The 20,140-nt window shown below is 36.5% G+C and carries 20 protein-coding genes and 1 riboswitch; of the genes, 18 read left to right on the top strand and 2 right to left on the bottom strand.

Features of this window, described 5'->3' with window-relative positions:
• Positions 1 to 104 precede the first annotated feature (104 nt).
• On the bottom strand, positions 105 to 1,460 hold the full coding sequence (locus tag ACPLVE_RS06580; protein ID WP_424610770.1) for a hypothetical protein: 1,356 nt from the start codon (positions 1,458 to 1,460) through the stop codon (positions 105 to 107).
• A gap of 196 nt (positions 1,461 to 1,656) precedes the next feature.
• Between ACPLVE_RS06580 and ACPLVE_RS06575 the strand changes: the two genes are divergently transcribed.
• Positions 1,657 to 2,838: an FprA family A-type flavoprotein gene (locus tag ACPLVE_RS06575; protein ID WP_424610769.1), complete on the top strand. Its 1,182-nt coding sequence runs from the start codon at positions 1,657 to 1,659 to the stop codon at positions 2,836 to 2,838.
• 15 nt (positions 2,839 to 2,853) lie between these two features.
• Here ACPLVE_RS06575 and arsC read toward each other — a convergent pair whose 3' ends face one another.
• A complete protein-coding gene (gene arsC, locus ACPLVE_RS06570; protein WP_424610768.1) occupies positions 2,854 to 3,288 on the bottom strand; it encodes an arsenate reductase (thioredoxin) in 435 nt (144 codons plus the stop codon).
• 127 nt (positions 3,289 to 3,415) lie between these two features.
• On the opposite strand from arsC, the gene ACPLVE_RS06565 reads away from it, so the two are divergent.
• The 17 genes from ACPLVE_RS06565 to ACPLVE_RS06485 all read left to right on the top strand — a co-directional run bounded on the left by ACPLVE_RS06565 (position 3,416) and on the right by ACPLVE_RS06485 (position 19,999).
• Positions 3,416 to 3,724 carry a hypothetical protein gene (locus ACPLVE_RS06565; protein ID WP_424610767.1) on the top strand — a complete coding sequence of 103 codons (309 nt, stop codon included), beginning with the start codon at positions 3,416 to 3,418 and terminating at the stop codon, positions 3,722 to 3,724.
• A 94-nt stretch (positions 3,725 to 3,818) separates the two neighbouring features.
• Positions 3,819 to 4,775, top strand: coding sequence for a phosphodiester glycosidase family protein (locus ACPLVE_RS06560; RefSeq protein ID WP_424610766.1), 957 nt, complete (start codon positions 3,819 to 3,821; stop codon positions 4,773 to 4,775).
• A 14-nt stretch (positions 4,776 to 4,789) separates the two neighbouring features.
• Positions 4,790 to 5,818 (top strand): hypothetical protein, encoded by a 1,029-nt coding sequence (locus tag ACPLVE_RS06555; RefSeq protein WP_424610765.1) that lies wholly within the window; start codon positions 4,790 to 4,792, stop codon positions 5,816 to 5,818.
• A gap of 120 nt (positions 5,819 to 5,938) precedes the next feature.
• Complete coding sequence (gene zwf / locus ACPLVE_RS06550; RefSeq protein WP_424610764.1) at positions 5,939 to 7,396, top strand: glucose-6-phosphate dehydrogenase; 1,458 nt, start codon at positions 5,939 to 5,941, stop codon at positions 7,394 to 7,396.
• A 16-nt stretch (positions 7,397 to 7,412) separates the two neighbouring features.
• Positions 7,413 to 8,030, top strand: a complete 618-nt coding sequence (locus ACPLVE_RS06545) for a cyclase family protein (protein ID WP_424610763.1) — start codon at positions 7,413 to 7,415, stop codon at positions 8,028 to 8,030.
• A gap of 2 nt (positions 8,031 to 8,032) precedes the next feature.
• On the top strand, positions 8,033 to 8,266 hold the full coding sequence (locus ACPLVE_RS06540; protein ID WP_424610762.1) for a hypothetical protein: 234 nt from the start codon (positions 8,033 to 8,035) through the stop codon (positions 8,264 to 8,266).
• Between the two features lie 11 nt (positions 8,267 to 8,277).
• Positions 8,278 to 8,946: an L-serine ammonia-lyase, iron-sulfur-dependent subunit beta gene (gene sdaAB / locus ACPLVE_RS06535; protein ID WP_424610761.1), complete on the top strand. Its 669-nt coding sequence runs from the start codon at positions 8,278 to 8,280 to the stop codon at positions 8,944 to 8,946.
• Positions 8,947 to 8,962: 16 nt separating this feature from the next.
• Positions 8,963 to 9,856, top strand: a complete 894-nt coding sequence (sdaAA, locus tag ACPLVE_RS06530) for an L-serine ammonia-lyase, iron-sulfur-dependent, subunit alpha (protein WP_424610760.1) — start codon at positions 8,963 to 8,965, stop codon at positions 9,854 to 9,856.
• A 2-nt stretch (positions 9,857 to 9,858) separates the two neighbouring features.
• Positions 9,859 to 11,649: an oligoendopeptidase F gene (gene pepF, locus ACPLVE_RS06525; RefSeq protein ID WP_424610759.1), complete on the top strand. Its 1,791-nt coding sequence runs from the start codon at positions 9,859 to 9,861 to the stop codon at positions 11,647 to 11,649.
• Positions 11,650 to 11,742: 93 nt separating this feature from the next.
• Positions 11,743 to 12,813 (top strand): 3-dehydroquinate synthase, encoded by a 1,071-nt coding sequence (aroB, locus tag ACPLVE_RS06520; protein ID WP_424610758.1) that lies wholly within the window; start codon positions 11,743 to 11,745, stop codon positions 12,811 to 12,813.
• A gap of 127 nt (positions 12,814 to 12,940) precedes the next feature.
• On the top strand, positions 12,941 to 13,774 hold the full coding sequence (gene pheA, locus ACPLVE_RS06515) for a prephenate dehydratase (RefSeq protein ID WP_424610757.1): 834 nt from the start codon (positions 12,941 to 12,943) through the stop codon (positions 13,772 to 13,774).
• Positions 13,775 to 13,790: 16 nt separating this feature from the next.
• Positions 13,791 to 14,807, top strand: a complete 1,017-nt coding sequence (gene aroF / locus ACPLVE_RS06510; RefSeq protein ID WP_424610756.1) for a 3-deoxy-7-phosphoheptulonate synthase — start codon at positions 13,791 to 13,793, stop codon at positions 14,805 to 14,807.
• A complete protein-coding gene (locus ACPLVE_RS06505) occupies positions 14,804 to 15,649 on the top strand; it encodes a prephenate dehydrogenase (protein ID WP_424610755.1) in 846 nt (281 codons plus the stop codon). The genes aroF and ACPLVE_RS06505 overlap by 4 nt, the downstream gene beginning before the upstream one ends.
• Positions 15,650 to 15,659: 10 nt before the next feature.
• Positions 15,660 to 16,931: a 3-phosphoshikimate 1-carboxyvinyltransferase gene (gene aroA, locus ACPLVE_RS06500; RefSeq protein ID WP_424610754.1), complete on the top strand. Its 1,272-nt coding sequence runs from the start codon at positions 15,660 to 15,662 to the stop codon at positions 16,929 to 16,931.
• Between the two features lie 17 nt (positions 16,932 to 16,948).
• Positions 16,949 to 17,638 (top strand): response regulator transcription factor, encoded by a 690-nt coding sequence (locus ACPLVE_RS06495; protein WP_424610772.1) that lies wholly within the window; start codon positions 16,949 to 16,951, stop codon positions 17,636 to 17,638.
• Positions 17,639 to 17,641: 3 nt separating this feature from the next.
• Entirely contained in the window at positions 17,642 to 19,006 is a 1,365-nt protein-coding gene (locus ACPLVE_RS06490; RefSeq protein WP_424610753.1) for an ATP-binding protein, read from the top strand.
• A 54-nt stretch (positions 19,007 to 19,060) separates the two neighbouring features.
• Positions 19,061 to 19,192, top strand: a riboswitch (cyclic di-AMP (ydaO/yuaA leader).
• The gene (locus ACPLVE_RS06485) at positions 19,193 to 19,999 is read left to right on the top strand and encodes a LysM peptidoglycan-binding domain-containing protein (RefSeq protein WP_424610752.1); all 807 of its coding nucleotides are present in this window, start codon (positions 19,193 to 19,195) and stop codon (positions 19,997 to 19,999) included.
• Positions 20,000 to 20,140: the final 141 nt, after the last annotated feature.

The raw sequence follows: 20,140 nt of genomic DNA, 5'->3' as shown, positions 1-20,140 counted from the left end.
TACCGCTTTGACAACAAGTCGCATTTACACACAAAATGCCACTTCTTTATTTTGTTAACAGTCTGAAAGCCGGAAGAATTTCCGGCTTTTTGTTTTTAAAAACTTTAAAGCAAGAAAAGAGCTGCTATATAAGCTGAAGTAAGAGCTAATGCTGCAGGTATAAGATTTTTTCTGGAAATTTTCCTTGGGTCCACATCGATTACGGTTGAAACTACTGCGGTGCTCCAGGGGACTAAGGTACCTCCTCCAGTCCATATGGAGGCCAATTGTCCTATTGAAGCTAAAATTGCTGGATCAAGAGAAGTAGCAGAGGAAAAAGTTTTTGCTAAAGCTCCTATCAGTGGAAGTCCAGAAAATCCGGAACCGGACATTCCAGTTAAGATTCCCATTGCCAGTTCCAAGAAAGAAGCTGTATATTTGTTAAGAGGAATGTTGGAAGATAAATATGTTCCGAGGTCAACAAGGTAACCTTTTGCACTTGGCCCTATTATTTCTTTCGCCATGCTAGTTTCTCCCAAAAGAAAAAAAGCGCTTATTATTATGATAGGTGCAAAGGTCCTCATACCGTTTAAAAAACCTTCCCTCAAGTAGTCCCTGGCTTTGTCCAAAAAATTGTTTTGGATGGCGGAGGCTACAATGAGAACAATTATAGAGGTTCCTCCAATTAAGGCCGTAGCGCTGCTGGAGTGAATTTTAAAAAATACCATTATCATTACATCAGTGACGAAAAATACTAATGCCATTATAGAAACTGCATAACTTTTAGGAAGTATTTTGTTTTGAAGTAAAGAAGTATTTTCTATGTAATCCGATGGTGGGAAGGATTTCGATGCCTGTTTCATTAATAGGATATATAAAGATATAGTTGCTACAACGGAGGATATCCCCCATAGAGGTAGTATGTTTGATATTAGATGATGTACGGTTATTCCTGCTGCTTTTGATGTTATGGAAGGTGCTCCCTGTATGAAAAAATCTCCCGAAAGAGCTATACCAAAGCCAAAGATCGATACAATTGAAGCTAAAGATATTTTGTCGATTCCAGACTTTAAAGCTGGCATTATGAGTACAGTGCCTATTAAGCCCACGGCAGGGGCAGGCCAAATCAGGAAAGAGAGTATCATCACCAAAAGTCCAATTATCCAAAAAGAATAGCTGGGTTTTTTTAGATATTTTACTATGGGTTTTGTGAGTATTACATCTGCTCCTATGTCATCTAGAGCTTTTGACATAGATATTATTAACGAAATGATCACTATTATATGCCACAATCGCATTCCGGAAACGAGTATAGCGGAATAAAGTATTTGTATCGCTTTTACTACATCTTTTGTAGCTAAAAATCCAACTGAAAAAATTGCTATTATAATGGGTACGATTATGTCTTTTCTCATCAAAAGTAAGACAATAATTATTACAATAGATGCAAAGTATGCAATATGCGCTGGAGTAAATTCCAATTTGCCCACCCTCTCATTTTATTTACAATTTATAGGTTAGCTAATTTTTTGTGTTTTATACCAATAAAGAAAGGTTTTAAGTTGAATATATGCCAGTATAAGGGATATAATAAAAATTTTCAAGAAAAAGTCTTTATTTATTTTCTGCTATTTGTTATAATATACTTGAAGTATAAAAAACAGGAGAGGATATAGTATGAAAGCAATGGTCATAAAACCGGGCGTAAGCAAAATAGGAGCAGTTCATTGGGAAAGGAGACTTTTCGATTCTTTAATTCCCCTGCCGGATGGTACTAGCTACAATGCTTATCTTGTAGAGGGTAAGGAAAAAGTTGCGCTTTTAGATACGGTGGACCCCGCAACAGAATATGTTTTAATGGAACAGCTCAAGGACGTTAAAAAGATTGATTATATAATAGCTCATCACGCAGAACAAGATCATTCAGGCGCGATTCCTGCAGTTTTAGAAAAGTACAAAGAGGCAAAGATAGTTTGCACTCCGAAGGCTAAGACATTTCTTATGGATCTTCTCCCCAGTTTAACAGAGGATGAGTTTATCACTGTAGAAGATGGAGATACTTTGGACCTTGGCGGTAAGACGCTCAAATTTATTCATGCCCCGTGGGTTCACTGGCCAGAAACCATGTTTTCTTATTTAATAGAAGATAAAATACTTTTTACTTGTGATTTTTTAGGTTCACATCTTGCAACCTCTGAACTTTATGCTACTGATGAATGTAAGGTATATGATGCTGCAAAGAGATATTACGCTGAGATCATGATGCCTTTTAGAAATTTTATAGAGAAACATTTAGAAAAAATAAAAGAATTAGACATAGAAATAATAGCACCAAGCCATGGACCTGTTTATAACAATCCCGAGTTTATATTGAATGCTTATAGAGAATGGGTTTTGGGTAATCCTAAAAACATTGTGTTAATACCTTATGTGACAATGCATGGAAGTGTAAAGAAAATGGTAGAATATTTGGAAACAGCTTTGGTGGAAAAGGGGGTTATTGTAAAGCCTTTTGACCTTTCTGTCACTGATATAGGAGAATTTGCAATGGCTTTAGTGGACGCTGCTACAGTTGTTATAGCTACTCCTACCGTGCTAGTAGGACCACATCCAATGGCTGTTTATGCTGCTTATCTCACAAATGCTTTGAAACCTAAAGTTAAATTCATTTCAGTGATTGGCTCCTACAACTGGGGTAGCAAGGCTGTAGACCAGATTACTCAGATGTTTGGTAACTTAAAAGTAGAATTTCTTCCTTCAGTATATATAAAAGGCTATCCAAAAGAAGAAGACTTTAAAGCCCTCGATGCGCTTGCTGAGGAAATTTTAAAAAAGCACAAGGAAGCAAAAATTATGTAAAAAATCCCTGGCTTTTTATGCCGGGGATTTTTCTCTTATCTCCTCTATTAAGGCTTTAACTTTTTCTTTTATTATATCTCTTACTTCTCTAAATTTTCTCATTATCTCTTCTTCTGTGCCTTCTGCTCTTGCAGGGTCTTCTAATTCCCAGTGGAGGCTTTTTACAGAAGGAGGCAGAGCAGGACATTTGTCTCTAGCATCTCCGCACAGTGTTATAACATAATCTGCTTTAAAAAGGATATTTTCGTCTATTAAGTCTGAAGTTTGGTTGCTTATGTCAATACCTATTTCTTTCATGACTTTCACAGCTTTTGGGTTTAAACCGTGGGCTTCTACACCGCCACTATATACTTCAAAGTCATCTCCACCGTAAAATTTGCCAAATCCTTCCGCCATCTGACTTCTACAGGAATTTCCAGTACATATAAAGTACAGAATCTTCTTTGCCATTATAACTCCTCCCTGTATTTGCACCTTAGTATTATTATAAAAAGTTGTGAATAGAAAAGCAATGTATTTTTTTGTTAAGAATATGTTAAATTGTTTTGAGTAAAATAGAATAAAGAGGTGATGCAAAATGATAAATTATCCTTACGGGCAAAATTCAATAGCTCCAGGCATAGTTTTGCCTTCAGAGGCAGATAGGAACAATCTTAAAGTTCCGACAGACTCTTTTAGTATATACGTAAACGGAAGATATGTAGGAGAAAAAATTCTCATAGCGCAGGGAGATTTGGGAGAAAAAGCGGTAAAGGATTACCTTTTGAATCAGGGATTTACTGACTTTAGCTATACTGTGGAAGGGAAAAATATTTACATTGAGACTTACGACGAAAGGGAAAAGGATATGGTAGACTATTTAAAAGTGTACCTGAGGATTCGATAAAAGGGACGATGCAGGTCCCTTTTAAATTTTTTACACATTTTTAACAAATTTTTAATCTAATAAAGTTATAATATTTGTGGCAAATCATATGTGAATGAGGTGGAACATGCTTAAAAGAGCGATTGCTTTTATAATTTTTGAGGTACTTTTTGTTTCTATTACCATGCCTGTTTTGATGTTTTACGGTCCTTTTACAAGGGTGAGAGATACTTTTGTCACTACTGCCATGACTACTTTTACCCACCAATATCTGGCTACTCTGTTTTTGCCCAAAAAGGCGATAGATAAAATAATGTCTGAAAGCAAAATAGAAAGTGGCAGAACTGATAAAAATTTAATACATGTGAACGGGGGAAAGGATAAAAGAATTGAACTTTATAATGTGTACGGCAAGCATTTTGAAGGAAAAGTGATTTTGATTCATGACCCTACTAGAGTAGCAGTAGGGATATCTAGTAAATTCCCATATGAAGGGGAGACCACAAGTGTAATTGCGAAACACTACAATGCTCTAGCGGCTATAAATGCTGGAGGCTTTGGAGACAGCAGTATGAAAGGTATAGGTGGAGCTCCTCAGGGGTTTGTGATACACAAAGGGAAAATACTATATACAGAGATTAAAAATCCGGATGAAAAAGTGGATTTAATTGGTTTTACAGATGATGGCAAGTTGATGGTTGGAAAGTACAGGTACAAAGAAGTCCTCAATATGGGCATAAAAGAGGCAGTGAGCTTTGGGCCAGCTCTTGTCATTAATGGACAACCCATGATAAAAAAAGGAGACGGAGGTTGGGGGATAGCTCCTCGGACTGCTATAGGGCAGAGAGAGGATGGAACAGTGATTTTTTTGGTGATAGATGGCAGAACTTTAAAGAGCATAGGTGCTACTTTAAAGGATGTACAAGATATAATGCTCAAATACGGAGCTTATAATGCAGCCAACCTTGATGGAGGATCTTCTACTACGATGTACTTTAAAGGGAAAGTGATAAACCACCCCTCTGATGCTTTGGGAGAAAGAGCCGTTCCTACCATATTCTTTGTAAGATGAGGAGGATTTTTGAGGTGAAGATTAAGAAAGTCTTAAAATGGGCATTTGCTACTCTAGCATTAGAACTGGCATTTCTCTACTATCTAAATAACGTATTTCTCGTGGATTCAACTCCTTTTATAAAAAGTGAAGAAGTATTTGGAAGTATTTCTCTGCCTTCTCTCATAGAGACAAAAATTCCATCTTATGCTAAAGATGTTCATGTCTCTTATGATGGGAAATACATCTCATATGACGAAGGAGGTAACTTAATTATAGCCGATACCAAATCAGGAAAAACTTTAAAGGTAATTGAGAAGGCTACAAAAGAAGGAGATTATTATACTTGGCTTCCAGACAGAAATAGGATTTTGTATTTTTCTAAGACGGATTTCCCAAATGGAATAAAAATTGAATTAAAATCTTACGATGTAGACAATGACTTATACAATACTGTATATACAAAAATATATTTGCCCCCTAAAAGCTTCATTAGCTGCGTAACCCTATCGCCCCTTACAAATGTGATCTATTTGAAAGCTAGTACTCCGTATGGAGACAGGCTCTATCAGGTAAATATAATGGGAGAAGTAAGGAGAATTTACCTTCCTGTAAAGAAAATAGAAAAAATGGTGGAGACTCAGAAAAAAGACAATTTAGTCTTTCAAACTAGCGATGGCAGGCTATATTTATTAAAAGATGGGAAAAAAGAACTTTTATTAAGTTCAAATAACAATTATATCCTTTTAGGGATAGATAGGGATGACAAAGTCTATACAGGGAAAATAAGCGGTAGAGAAATAAAAGAAATATATTATGGTGGCTTAGATAGGTCTATGAGGTTATGGAATAGAATCTTGCTCAAAAAGAGTGAGTCTCCAAAAGATTTAGTTGTACTCTTCAACGAGAAAATCGTAGGGGTTATAACTGGGGGCAATAAAGTTGAGGATTTGCGGGGAAATGTAATTTCTGAAGCTAACGGGGAAATTATAGAAATTACAAGGGATTATATAGTATATAAAAATAGGGATAAAATAATATTGAAGCGATTTAGCAGGGATTAACCCTGCTTTAAAATTTTAAAATATGTGGTATAATAATATAACTACTCAAGATAAAAAGTATTAATTGACAATAAATAGTTGCACGGAATCGTTTAACAACATTTTCGCGAGGTGATCAACATGAAAGATAAAGACCTTTCAAACGTGATGGTCATATTCGGTGGAACAGGAGATTTAACCCATAAAAAATTGATGCCGGCCCTTTACAACTTGAAATATCAAAATATCTTGCCTGAAAATTTTGCGGTGGTCGCTATAGGAAGAAGAGATAAAAGTGAAGAAGAATATAGAAATGAGGTGTTAGAGTCTGTTAAAACCTATTCTCGGTTTGACATTGACGAAAAAATCTGGCAAGATTTAAGTAGCAGGATATTCTACAAAAGATTTGATTTTAACTATGACAACGGATATATGGAGCTTAGTTACTTTTTAGATGAACTGGATAGGAAATACAATACACAGGGCAACAGGGTATATTATCTTGCAGTTGCACCGGAATATTTTGGCGTCATTGTAGAAAAGTTATACAGACACGGAATGGTAAATAATGAAACTTCATGGCAAAGAGTAGTTATAGAAAAGCCTTTTGGAGAAAATTTAGAATCTGCCCGAAAACTAAATAAAATGATAACAGATGTCTTTACAGAAAGAAATACTTATAGAATTGATCACTATTTAGGAAAAGAGATGCTTCAGAATATAATGGTCATCAGATTTGCCAATGTGTTTTTTGAGCCAGTTTGGAACAGAAGATATATAGACAATGTGCAAATTTCTTCTAATGAAACGGTGGGGATAGAAAATAGAGGAGGATATTACGAGAAAGCAGGGGCTTTGAGGGATATGGTTCAAAACCACATGTTGCAGCTTTTGACCTTAACAGCCATGGAACCACCTGTAAATTTGGATACAGAATCTATAAGGGATGAGAAGGTGAAGGTTTTAAAATCCTTAGAGATTATGACTCCCGAGCTTGTAGAAAAAAATGTGGTGAGAGGGCAGTATGTGGGATATAGGCAGGAGGAAAAAGTATCCCCAACTTCTAATACAGAGACTTTTGTGGCTTTAAAAGTGCACATAGAAAATTTCAGGTGGGCAGGGGTTCCTTTTTACATCAGGACTGGAAAGAGAATGCCGGAAAAATCCACACAGATTGTCATTCAATTTAAGCCTCTACCAGGTATTTTGTATTTCAAAGAATATAAAAATTTGCTCCCCAATTTGCTTGTGATAAAAATTCAGCCGGAGGAAGGAGTAAAACTTCAGTTTAATGCCAAAGTGCCGGGAGCAGGAGATATAACTATAGAGCCTGTAAATATGGACTTTTGTCAAAACTGCCAGATATCCAATAATTCTCCAGAGGCATATGAAAGACTTCTTTTTGATGTGATGAGAGGAGATTCTACTTTATTTACTCGCTGGGATGAGGTAGAATATTCTTGGAGGTTTGTAGATGCTATTGCTAAAGCATGGGCAGAAAAAACACCCGATTTTCCTAATTATTATCCGGGAACTTGGGGTCCTAAAGAAGCCGAAGAGCTTTTGAAAAGAGATGGAAGAATGTGGTGGAATGTATAGGATAGGGGGGATAGAAATGAAAATATATGACATCTCTATGGAAATTCATGAAAACATGACGGTTTATAAAAACAAACAAGAGAAAAGACCTCAACACACAATTACAGTACAACAGGGCGATGTGACTGAATCCCGTATATGCATGGATATGCATACAGGGGCTCACGTTGATGCCCCTCTCCACATGCTCAATGGGGGAGATACCATAGAAAATATTGACCTTAAGAAGGTTATAACAAAATGCAAAGTTTTCGATTTTACTCACTTATCTGATAAAATAACAGCGGAAGACTTAAAAGATAAGCAAATTGAAAAGGGAGATTTTGTGATTTTTAAAACTCGGAATTCTTTTAGAGAGGATTTTGATTTTCAATTTGTCTATCTCGAAAAAAGCGGTGCAGAATTTTTGAAGGAAAAAGGCGTAATTGGAGTGGGAATCGATGCTTTGGGCATTGAGAGAGACCAACCAGAGCATGAGACTCATAAGATTCTTCTTGGATCTGGTATATTGATTTTGGAAGGATTGAGATTAAAAGATGTAGAAGAAGGCGAGTATTTCTTATTTGCTGCTCCTCTCAAAATAAAAGGAGCAGAAGCAGCTCCTACCAGAGCGGTTTTGATAAAGGAAGAATGACTATGAGATTAAGATTATCTCGTTTTAAAAATTTCATTTTTGGAGAAGTACTGCATGATAAAGAAAGTGAAAATGAATACATAAGCCTATTATTTGAAAAGTACGGAGAAGATTTTTTTAAAAAGGTGTATTTAAAATATCAACAGGGCCTTTCTATTGACCAGGCTTTTAAAGAGATGCTTTTGGAAGAAGGTAAAGTAAAAAAGGTTAGGGTAAGGAAAATAGGGAAAGAGTAAAGGGGATTGATATGAGGGAATTTTCTGTTTTTGATATTATGGGACCTATAATGATTGGCCCGAGCAGTTCCCATACTGCGGGGGCGGCTAGACTTGCTAAAATTGCCAGAAAAATTGCGGACGATGAGATAAAAGAGGTGGAATTTATTTTATACGAATCTTTTGCCAGAACTTATAAGGGGCATGGTACAGACAGGGCATTACTTGCAGGGATATTGGGTTTTGATCCTGACGATGAGAGATTGCCTCGTTCGTTTGAAATTGCTAAAGAATTGGGACTTAAGTTTAAATTTACTGAAAGCGATGAAGAAGCTCCCCATCCAAATACTGTGAGGATGATAATAAAGACCTCCGATGGAAAGACTTATGATATTTTAGGCTGTTCTGTAGGCGGTGGTAATGTTCTTTTAAAAGAGATAAATGGCATAGAAGTAGAGTTTACTGGGGAGTATGAGACTTTAATTACCACCCATATAGATAAGCCTGGGATTGTGGCTGCTGTGACCAAAGTGCTGGCAGACTGCAATATAAATATTGCCTTCATGAGAGTTTACAGGCATGCAAAGGGCGATAAAGCCATAATGGTGATAGAATCCGATCAGATAATTCCAGAAAGAGCAAAAGAGGTCATCAAAAATATTGACGGAATTTTGAATGCCATAATTCTAAATCCTGTGTAATGGAGGGTATGCTTTTATGTATCAATTCAATTACGGATATGAACTTTTAGAGCTTACAAAAAGATTCAATAAGCCTATATCGGAAATTGTAATGCTGGCCGAACAGGAAAGAACAGGAGAGAGCTTAGAGGTTATTTTTGAAAAAATGAAGAAAAATCTTCAGGTGATGAGAGAAGCTATAAATAAAGGGTTAAATGAGGATATAAGGTCTGTGAGCGGTTTATCAGGAGGAGATGCCAAAAAGCTTTATGCGAGGATTGTGATTGGGAATACTTTGTCCTGTGAAACAATGGCAAAAGCTGCAGCTTCTGCTCTTGCCGTCACAGAGGTAAATGCAGCTATGGGAAGAATTGTAGCTGCTCCTACAGCAGGCTCAAGTGGTGTGATACCAGGTGCTTTAATTACTGTTGCAAGGAAATTTGGCAAGAGTGAAGATGACATGACAAAAGCGCTTTTTACGGCTTCAGGAATAGGAATTATAATAGCAAAAAATGCTACTTTAGCGGGAGCCGAAGGAGGGTGTCAAGCAGAAGTAGGGTCTGCCTCGGCTATGGCAGCAGGGGCTTTAGTGGAACTCATGGGGGGAACTCCTGAGCAATGCTTGACAGCTGCTTCTTTTGCCATAATGAACTTATTGGGACTGGTGTGCGATCCGGTTGCCGGATTAGTAGAAATTCCCTGTGAGAAGAGAAATGCCTTAGGAGCTCTCAATGCAATGATATGTGCTGATTTTGCTATAGCGGGAATGGACAGTGTAATACCTTTTGACGAGGTTGTAGAAACTATGTACAGGGTAGGAAAGGCTATCCCAAGTGCCTTAAGAGAAACAGCAGAAGGGGGGCTTGCCAAAACTCCAACAGGAATGAGACTTAAAAAAGAAATATTTGAAAAAGAAAAGCGGGGGGATTAAACATGGGAAATTTAAGAGAGAGAAGTGAAATAGATGAAAGATATAAATGGAGATTAGAAGACATATATGAAAATGAAGAGTTGTGGGAAGAAGATTACAGGAAGGTAAAAGAACTCCTAAAAGAGATTGTAAAGTTTAAAGGAAAAATTAAAACTTCTAAGGACTTATTGGAAGTTTTGAAGCTTAATGACCAAATTGGGATGACAGCCAGCAAGATTTTCGCCTATGCCAGAATGAGAAGAGATGAAGATAATACCAATTCTAAATATCAGGCATTGTCTGATAAAGCGATGAGACTTAATATTGAAGTCATGAGTGCTACTTCTTTTATAGTTCCAGAGATTTTGTCTATTGAGACTGAAAAATTGAGGAACATGATAGAAGAACTAGAGGAGTTAAAAATTTATAAGCAGTATATTGAGGATTTAATTAGATACAAGCCTCATGTGCTTTCACCGGAGGAAGAAAAAATACTAGCAGAAGCAGAGACACTGGCAGAATCTGTTTCAACTATATATTCTATGTTGAATCACGCGGACTTAAGATTCCCGACAATTAGGGACGAAAATGGTAATGAAGTGGAGCTTACTCATGGAAATTTTATAAGCTTTATGCAGAGCAAAAATAGAGATGTGCGAAAGGCTGCTTTTGAAGTACTGTATGACACTTACAAAAAATTTATAAATACTTTTGCTTCTACTCTGGCTGGCAGTGTAAAGAAAGATATTTTTTATGCTAAAGCCCGTAAATACAATTCTTCTTTGGAGGCTTCACTTTTTGAAGACAATGTCAGTGTAGAGGTTTATAATAGCCTCATAGAAACAGTACATAGTAGGCTTGATGTTTTACATAGATATGTAAGGCTTAAAAAGAAACTCTTAAAATTAGACGAACTTCACATGTATGACTTGTATGTTCCTTTGATACAAGAGTATGATAAAGAGTTTACATATGAAGAGGCAATTGAACTAGTTTTGGAAGGCCTTAAGCCTTTGGGGGAAGAGTACATAGATTTACTAAAAAAAGGTTTTGAATCTCGCTGGGTAGATGTGTATGAGAATAGAGGCAAAACCTCTGGAGCTTATTCGTGGGGTGCTTATGGAACACATCCTTATGTGCTTTTAAATTTTCAGGGTAAATTAAATGATGTATTTACAATTGCTCATGAAATGGGACATTCTTTGCATACATATTATTCAAATGTGACACAGCCATATGTGTATGCAGGTTATAAGATTTTTGTAGCAGAAGTAGCATCTACCTGCAATGAAGCTATACTTATGAATTATCTTTTAAAAAATTCCAAAGATGAAAAGGAAAGACTTTACATACTAAATCATTTTCTCGAAGAATTTAGAGGGACAGTTTTCAGACAGGTCATGTTCGCAGAATTTGAAAAATTAATTCATGAAATAGCAGAAAGAGGAGAGCCTCTTACGGCAGAGGTATTGAACAAAAAATATTATGAACTAAATAAACTCTACTATGGAGATGATATAGTAGTAGATGAAGAAATAAGCTACGAATGGGCAAGAATTCCACATTTTTATAGAAATTTCTACGTCTACAAATATGCTACAGGATTTTCTGCGGCAATAGCTATTTCACAGATGATACTAAATGAAGGAGAAAAGGCCGTAGAAAGATATAAAGAATTTTTAAAAAGCGGAAGTTCTGACTATCCACTGAATCTTTTAAAGAAGGCAGGGGTAGATTTGACTACTCCAAAACCAGTTAACGACGCATTAGACGTTTTTGAGAAATTACTTGATGAGTTTGAAAAAATGGCGTAAAGGCAGGAGGAGCAGTTTCTCTTGTTCAGTTTTGAGTATGAATTCAGGCAAGAGGAACCGTCCCCTTTGTCTGGTGTAAAAAGAGGTGATAGTGTGGATGAAGTGATTGTTGAATTGAAGGAAAGGTCTTATCCTATTTATTTTGACTATGAAGGTTTTGATAGAGTTGGAGATTTAATTAAAAAACATGTGAGAAGCAGCAAGACATTTGTTATCACTGATTCTAATGTTTACCCTTTGTATTTTGAAAAGATTAAAGAAAGCCTTAAAAAAAGTGGATTTGATGTCACACATGAAGTTATACCCGCTGGTGAGACGAGCAAAACTATGGAAATGGCACAAAGACTTCTTGAGGTAGCTTATGACAGTGGGCTTTTAAGAGATAGTTCTATCATTGCACTGGGGGGAGGAGTTGTTGGAGATATAGCCGGTTTTGTTGCTGCTACCTATATGAGAGGAATTGATTTTATTCAGATTCCTACGACGTTGTTGGCTCAGGTAGACAGCAGTGTTGGTGGTAAGGTAGCGGTAAATCTAAAAAAGGGCAAGAATATAGTCGGAGCTTTTTATCAACCCAAAATGGTGTATATTGATATTTCAGTTTTAAAAACATTGGATAAAAGAGAAGTCCTTAGTGGATTAGCTGAAGCAATCAAATATGGAGTTATATGGGACTTTGATTTGTTTACCTATATTGAGAAAAATTTGGAGGATATTTTGAGATTAAAAGAGGAGAGTTTAACTCACATAGTTAAAAGGTCATGTGAGATAAAGGCTAAAATTGTATCATTGGATGAAAAAGAAGAAAATTTAAGAGCAATATTAAATTTTGGGCATACAATAGGGCATGCCATTGAAGCTTTGACAGGTTATGAGAAATATATTCACGGAGAAGCTGTGGCAATAGGAATGGTGTATGAGGCAAGGCTTGCATTTAATTTGGGATATATTGATGAAGAATATTTAGAGCGCATATTGAATTTAATTAAAAGATCGGGACTGCCAGCTGACTATGAGGATATTGAAAAGACGGATATGCTAAATGCTATAAAGCTTGATAAAAAAATGAGAGAAGGGAAAATAAATTTTGTCCTACCTGTAGGTTTTGGTAAAGTGAATATTGTAAGTGTAAAAGAAGAAGATGTATTAAAGGTTTTGAAATAAGGCGGGTATACCCATGTGGGTATACCTCTTTTTATTATCCTTTTATAAGGTGTGTGAAAAATTTACTTGACTTTAATTGGGCAAAGTATTAAAATATCAGCAATATAATGTGACAAGGGGGTGTAGGATGAAAGTTGGGTATTTAGGGCCTAAAGGTACTTTTTCTGAAGAGGCTGTTTTTAAATATATAGAAGGAATAAAAGAGTGTGAAGCTATAGAGTTTGCTACTATCCAAGATGTAGTTAAAAGTGTAGCGGAAGGGACGTGCGATGAAGGCATTTTGCCTGTTGAAAATTCTATCGAAGGTTCTGTTAATGTATCATTGGATTTGTTGATAAACGATGGTGAGGGTATTTTGGTCAAAGGAGAAGTAATAATTCCCATTTCACAATGCTTGATTTGCGATGACTTTATTGACTTTAAAGATGTACATTGTATACTTTCTCATCCTCAGGCTCTCGCCCAATGTAGAGAATACATATTGAATAATTTCCCGAGGGTAGAGGTAAAAGCTACAGAAAGCACTGTAAAGGCTTTGTTAGGGGTAAATGCTAAAAAAGGGATAGTTGCTATTGGGCCGGAAAGAGCTGCTCGGCTTTATAAACTTAAGGTATTAGAGAAAGATGTGCAGGATATAAAGGAGAATTACACAAGGTTTCTGGTTATTGCGAAAAGAGACAGTGACTATACAGGAGGGGATAAGACATCAATAGTTTTTTCTGTACCGAATGTTCCCGGAAGCTTGTATAGAGCTTTAGGAGTTTTGGCAGAGAAAAATATCAATATGACGAAAATCGAATCAAGGCCTTCCCGAAAAAAGTTTGGGGAGTATGTATTTTGGATAGATATAGAGGGACATAGAAAAGAAGAAAGAATAGAAAAGGCTTTAGAGGAGTTGAGGATTAGAACAGATTTTTTAAAGGTTATGGGTTCATATCCAAAATTTGAAATAGAAAGATAAAGGGAGGAGAAGAGGTATGGTAATTGTAATGAATATAGAAGCCACTGAAAAACAGATTTCAGAGATTACAAGTCTTTTGAGTTCCTTAGGACTTGGATATCACATCTCTAAAGGAGAAGAAAAAATAGTAATAGGTGTGATAGGGGATAAAAGGAAACTTGATGGAAAAGCGATAGAGATGATGGAAGGAGTAGAGAAAGTAATTCCAATAGTCGACCCTTATAAGCTAGCTAGCAGGATATTCAAACCAGAGCCTACTATTGTAAAAGTTGGTGATATTGAAATAGGAGGCAAAAATATTGTCATAATGGCAGGACCGTGTGCTGTAGAGAGCAGAGAACAGCTTTTTGAGAGTGCTATGGCAGTGAAAAGAGCGGGAGCCCACTTTTTAAGGGGAGGGGCATACAAACCCAGGACTTCGCCTTACTCTTTCCAAGGGTTAGAGGAGGAAGGATTAAAAATGCTCAGTGAAGCGAGAGAGCTTACAGGTCTTAAAATTGTCACGGAAGTGATGGATGTGCATTCAGTGGAAAAAGTGGCGGAATATGCGGATGTCCTTCAGATTGGAGCGAGGAACATGCAGAATTTTTCTCTTCTTAAAGCTGTCGGAAGAATAAATAAGCCTGTGCTTTTAAAAAGGGGGCTTGCGGCTACCTTGGAGGAATGGTTGAGCGCTGCAGAGTACATTTTAAATGAGGGAAATAAGGATGTAATTCTCTGCGAAAGAGGTATAAGGACTTTTGAGACTTACACACGCAATACTTTAGATTTGAGTGCAGTTCCGTCTATAAAGAAATTGAGCCATCTTCCCATAATAGTTGACCCTAGCCATGGAACTGGTCGGTGGCACCTTGTTCCTTCCATGGCCAAGGCAGCTGTTGCTGCAGGAGCGGATGGACTTATCATAGAAGTACATCCTGACCCTAAAAATGCTCTTTCTGATGGGCCTCAGTCTTTGACCCCAGACAATTTTGAGAGCTTGGTGAAAGAATTAAAAATTATTGCTGAAGCTGTAGGGCGGGAACTGGCATGATAGAGAAGGTAGCTGTTGTGGGACTGGGCCTTATAGGCGGGTCTATTGCAAAAGCTTTAAGAAAGTATACAGATATAGATGTCATTGGAGTGGATGTTGATACAAAAACTTTAGATAAGGCTTTAAGAGAGGGTACAATTTCTGAAGCCTTCAGGGAAATAAATTTTGCACTTGAAGTAGATGTTCTTTTTATCTGCACTCCTGTGGGGAAAATAGCTGATAATGTTAAGAATATATATCCTCATCTTAAAAAGGGATGTATAATAACTGATGTTGGTAGCACTAAAAAAGTTGTCATGGAAGAGATAGAGAAGTTTTTACCTCTGGATTTTTACTTCATTGGAGGACATCCTATGGCTGGTACTGAAAAGGCAGGGTACGATTATTCTCACCCTGACCTTTTTGTAGATTCTTTTTATTTTTTGGTTCCTTCTGACAGTGTGGAAGAAGGAATTTTAGAGATTTTTGTAAAAGAAATAATAAAAAAGATAGGTGCAAAACCTGTCATTGTAGATTATAATGAGCATGACAGGATAGTAGGAGTTATAAGTCATGTTCCTCATATAATTTCTACCACACTTTCTAATTTTGCGCATAGAGAGTGTAAAGATGCCTTAAAATATGCTGCAGGAGGATTTAAAGATACTACGAGAATTGCTCTTTCTCAAACTGAAATGTGGAAAGACATAATTTTTAGTAACAAAGAAGTGCTTCTTGAGTTGCTTAAAAGTTATAAAGACCTCATTGAAGACTTTATACAGCATTTAGAGGAAGAAGATGAAGATTTTTTAGTAGATTTTCTTAATAGGGCAAGAGAATACAGGAAAAACATAGAAGTTTGAGGTGTAAAAGATGGAGGTAGAGGTAATAAAAAAGAAAAGTCTAAAAGGCGTTATTTCTGTTCCTGGAGACAAATCCATATCGCATAGAGCTATCATGATAGGTTCAATAGCTGAAGGGCTAACAGAAGTAGAAAATTTCCTTGTTGCTAAGGATACTCTTTCTACTGTAGAGTGTATGAGAAAATTAGGTGTGGATATTGAAGTAGAAGGAAATAGAGTGAAAGTGTATGGAAAAGGATTGTACCTTAGCAAAAGCAGTGAAATATTAGATGTAGGGAATTCTGGGACAACAATTAGGCTTTTGATGGGAATACTTGCAGGGCAAGAGTTTGAGACAATACTCACAGGGGATGATTCTATAAAGAGGCGGCCTATGGGAAGAGTGATAGTGCCTCTTACTCTCATGGGAGCTAAGATAGAGGCAAGGGAAGGGAATTTTGCTCCTGTCAAAATAAGAGGTGGAAAACTTCGAGGAATAGAGTATAAAATGCCTATTGCCAGTGCACAGGTTAAATCCAGCATAATGCTTGCAAGTCTTTATGCGGAAGGCATGACGGTTATTGAGGAACCTACATTATCGAGAAATCATACGGAGCTTATGCTTCAAAATTTTGGTGCTAAGATAAAGATAGACGGAAAGAAAATATTTTGTTATCCGGGAAGTAAATTAAAAGGGCAGAAAATTATAGTGCCGGGAGATATATCTTCTGCTGCTTATTTTATAGTAGCAGCGAGTTTACTTTCTAATTCAGAGGTAATTATAAAAGATGTAAATGTAAATCCTACAAGAACGGGAATTATAAATGTTTTAAGAGATATGGGAGGAAATATTCAGCTTATAAATGAAAGATATGTAAATAATGAAAAAGTAGCTGACATTGTAATTGAAAGTTCTAAATTAAAGGGTATAGAAATCGGCGGAGACCTTATTCCTAAACTTATTGATGAAATTCCCATTATTGCAGTTGCAGCGGTTTTTGCAGAAGGGATAACTGTGATAAAAAATGCGGAGGAGTTGAAGGTAAAAGAAAGCAACAGGATAAAATCAATGACATCAGAACTTGGGAAAATGGGAGCTAAAATTTTTGAGACAGAAGATGGAATGATTATAGAAGGGACAGGCTTTTTAAAAGGAGCCGAAGTTGAAAGCTACAACGACCACCGTGTGGCCATGTCCTTGTGGATTGCTGGCCTTTTGGCAGAAGGTCGGACCATAATTAAGAAGGCTGAATGCGTCGACATTTCATATCCCGATTTCTATAAGACATTTGATATGCTATAATTTTATTGGTGATAGCGATGAAGGAGAAGGTACTGATTGTAGAAGATGAGAGACAAATAGCTCGATTTTTACAGTTAGAATTTGAACACGAAGGATATGAAGTAAAAATAGCATATGATGGGGTTTCGGGGTTGAAAGAAGCTTTAGAAGGAGATTATGATATCGTACTTTTAGATGTAATGCTTCCAGTGATAGATGGATATGAGGTTTTAGAGAAGATAAGGGAGAAATCTGATATACCTGTAATAATGCTTACAGCAAAGGATCAGGTAAAAGACAAGGTAAAAGGTTTAGATATAGGTGCGGATGATTATGTCACAAAACCTTTTTCCATAGAAGAACTTTTTGCTCGAGTAAGAGCTGCGTTGAGGAAAAAAAATCTACCTTCGAAAAGAGGAGTATTGAAGTTTGCGGATGTTGTTATAGATTTTAATACATATGAAGTAAGAAGACAGGGTATAAAAATTGACCTTACTAAAAAAGAGTTTGACCTTTTGGAGTTTTTGATGAGAAATGCTGGAATTGCTCTTTCAAGAGAGAGGATTTTGCAGGCAGTATGGGGATATGAGTATTACGGTGATACAAATGTAGTGGATGTGTATATAAGGTTTTTGAGGAGTAAGATTGATGACCCTTTTGATAAGAAGTTGATTCACACTATAAGAGGTGTGGGTTACATTTTGAGGGTTGATGGGAATGAAGATTAGATGATGCCGAGAAGAATAACCTTTAGGATAGCACTTCTTTATTCTGCTGTCTTTTCTTGCGTGTTAATTTTTTTAAATGCTTCAGTGCTTTATACTTTAAAATATTACCTCATATATCAGTCAATGAAACAGGTAACAGTTCAGTCGGAAGTTATAGCGTCAAAGCTTGACATATCGGCTAAAGACATGAGCAGCATTCCAAAAGATATGGTGTTTTCTGGAATAGCAGATGAAAATATTTATGTAAAAATATTCGATTCAAAAGGGAATATTGTGTACCAATCAAAAAATTTAGAAGAAGTTTATATTCCGTATGCAATTAATTTAGGGGTTCCCGTTAAGATTGATGAGTTCGACAAAGATTTAGTTTATTTAAATACAAAATTCAAAAAAGACAATTCTATTTTTTATATTCAGGTTGTAAAAGATATGAAAAATGAGTATGCTTTTTTGAAGCTTCTTTTTATTTTGATGTTTTTTGCCGATGGAGCTGGCATATTAATATCCTTTGTAACAGGTTATTTAGTCACAAAAAGGGCATTAAAGCCGGTAGATTACATGATAAAAGAAGTAAAAGAGATAGATGCTAAGAGACTCAGTAAAAGGCTTAAAGTTTACGGCAAAGAAGACGAACTTGTGAGACTTGCAAAGACTTTTAACGATATGTTGGACAGGCTTGAAGAATCTTTTGCACGTCAAAACAGATTTGTTTCTGATGCTTCCCACGAATTAAGGACTCCTATTTCTATAATAAAAGGGTACATAGACATGCTGGATAGATGGGGAAAAGAGGATAAAGAGATATTGGAGGAAGGGATTAAAGCCATAAAAAAGCAAACCCTTGAGATGGAAAATCTTGTTGAGAAGCTTCTCTTTTTGGCTAGAGGTGACGACAGGTCGATAAAGTTAGAAAAAGATACTTTTGACTTAAAAGAGATGGCAGAAGAAGTAATCGCGGAGATTAAATTGATTTATGAAGACAAGGACATCTTGTTGAAAGGAGAAAGTGTAAATATAAAAGCAGATAAAAGGTTGATAAAAGAACTTTTGAGGATTCTTGTTGATAATGCAGCAAAATATACTTTAAAGGATGGCAGGATAGAGATTGAGATAGGAAATAGTGACAGGGCTTATATAAAGGTTAGAGATAATGGGATAGGAATTCCTGAAGAAGAATTGCCTCATATTTTTGAAAGGTTTTACAGGATAGATAAGGCCAGATCTAAGGAGACAGGGGGAACGGGTTTAGGGCTTTCAATTGCAAAATGGATTGTAGAGGAACATGGTGGAGAGATTCATGTAAGAAGTAAAGTAGGAGAGGGGTCGGAATTCACAGTGTTGTTTCCGATTGATAATGACAGCAAATGACTGTATTCCCATCAGTTTAATATAGACAGGGATTTTTCATTCTGTGTATAATTTAGATAAAACATGCCGAATCCCCAATAGTGGGGTACGGGGGATGTTAATTTGGGGGTGAATCCACATTTGTGTGGTAGGGTAGCCCTCACCCGAACCCGTCAACTAACCCCGGAGGCAAAGGAGGGTAAGGTAATGTCTAGAGTTCATATCAAGGCAAAGCCTCTCATCGCATTGATAATCGGAGGGCTATTTTTATTTCAGACTGTCTTTGCCGCTACTTATACTGTTAAACCGGGAGATACTTTATGGGGGATAAGTCAAAAATATGGCATTACTTACACTAAATTGATGGCTTTAAATGGGTTACAGACTACTACAATATATCCTGGCCAAGTGCTGCAAGTGCCTGGTAATGATAACATATATGTGGTTCAAAAAGGCGATAGTTTGTACTTAATAGCCAAAAAATATGGGATTACTGTAGATAATTTAAAAGCTGCAAACGATTATAAAAGTGATGTCATATATCCTGGTCAGGTGTTTATCATACCAAAACCTGTTGATTCTTCATCTCGCACCTATAACGATGTTAGCAGAGGTTATGTTCAAAGGAGCGTAATACCTTACACTTCAGAGGAATTTGACCTTCTTGCACGACTTGTTACAGCAGAAGCAGATGGAGAACCATATCAAGCCAAAGTAGCGGTAGCGGCTGTGGTGATAAACAGAGTTAAAAGTGGTATTTTCCCAAGCACCATAAAAGACGTTATATATCAAGTAGATGCGTGGGGCAATTATCAATTTACTCCTGTATTAAACGGATGGATAAATAGACCTGCATCTAAAGAAGCTATAGCTGCTTCAAGAGATGCTTTGAGTGGGATCGATCCAACAAACGGAGCCTTGTACTATTTTGATCAAAGTTCTACGAATGCTTGGCTTTGGTCTTTACCCATAGCGGCAAGGATAGGTAATATGGTTTTTTGTTATGGGAAGTAAGGCGATGAGAGGACAGAGGCGGGATAACCGCCTCTTTTAATTTTTATAAACTCATAGATATCTTTTATTTTCAGTTATGAATTGCTTGCTTTGATATCTAAAAAATGTTATTTTTAGATTAGAAAAATTTTGGAGGTGTTT

Origin of the sequence: Caldanaerobacter sp., assembly GCF_049701115.1 — a bacterium.
In the GTDB taxonomy this organism is placed as follows: Bacteria; Bacillota; Thermoanaerobacteria; order Thermoanaerobacterales; family Thermoanaerobacteraceae; genus Thermoanaerobacter.
The sequence above is the reverse complement of the archived record's forward strand: the minus strand, read 5'-3'. Positions and strand labels throughout refer to the sequence as shown.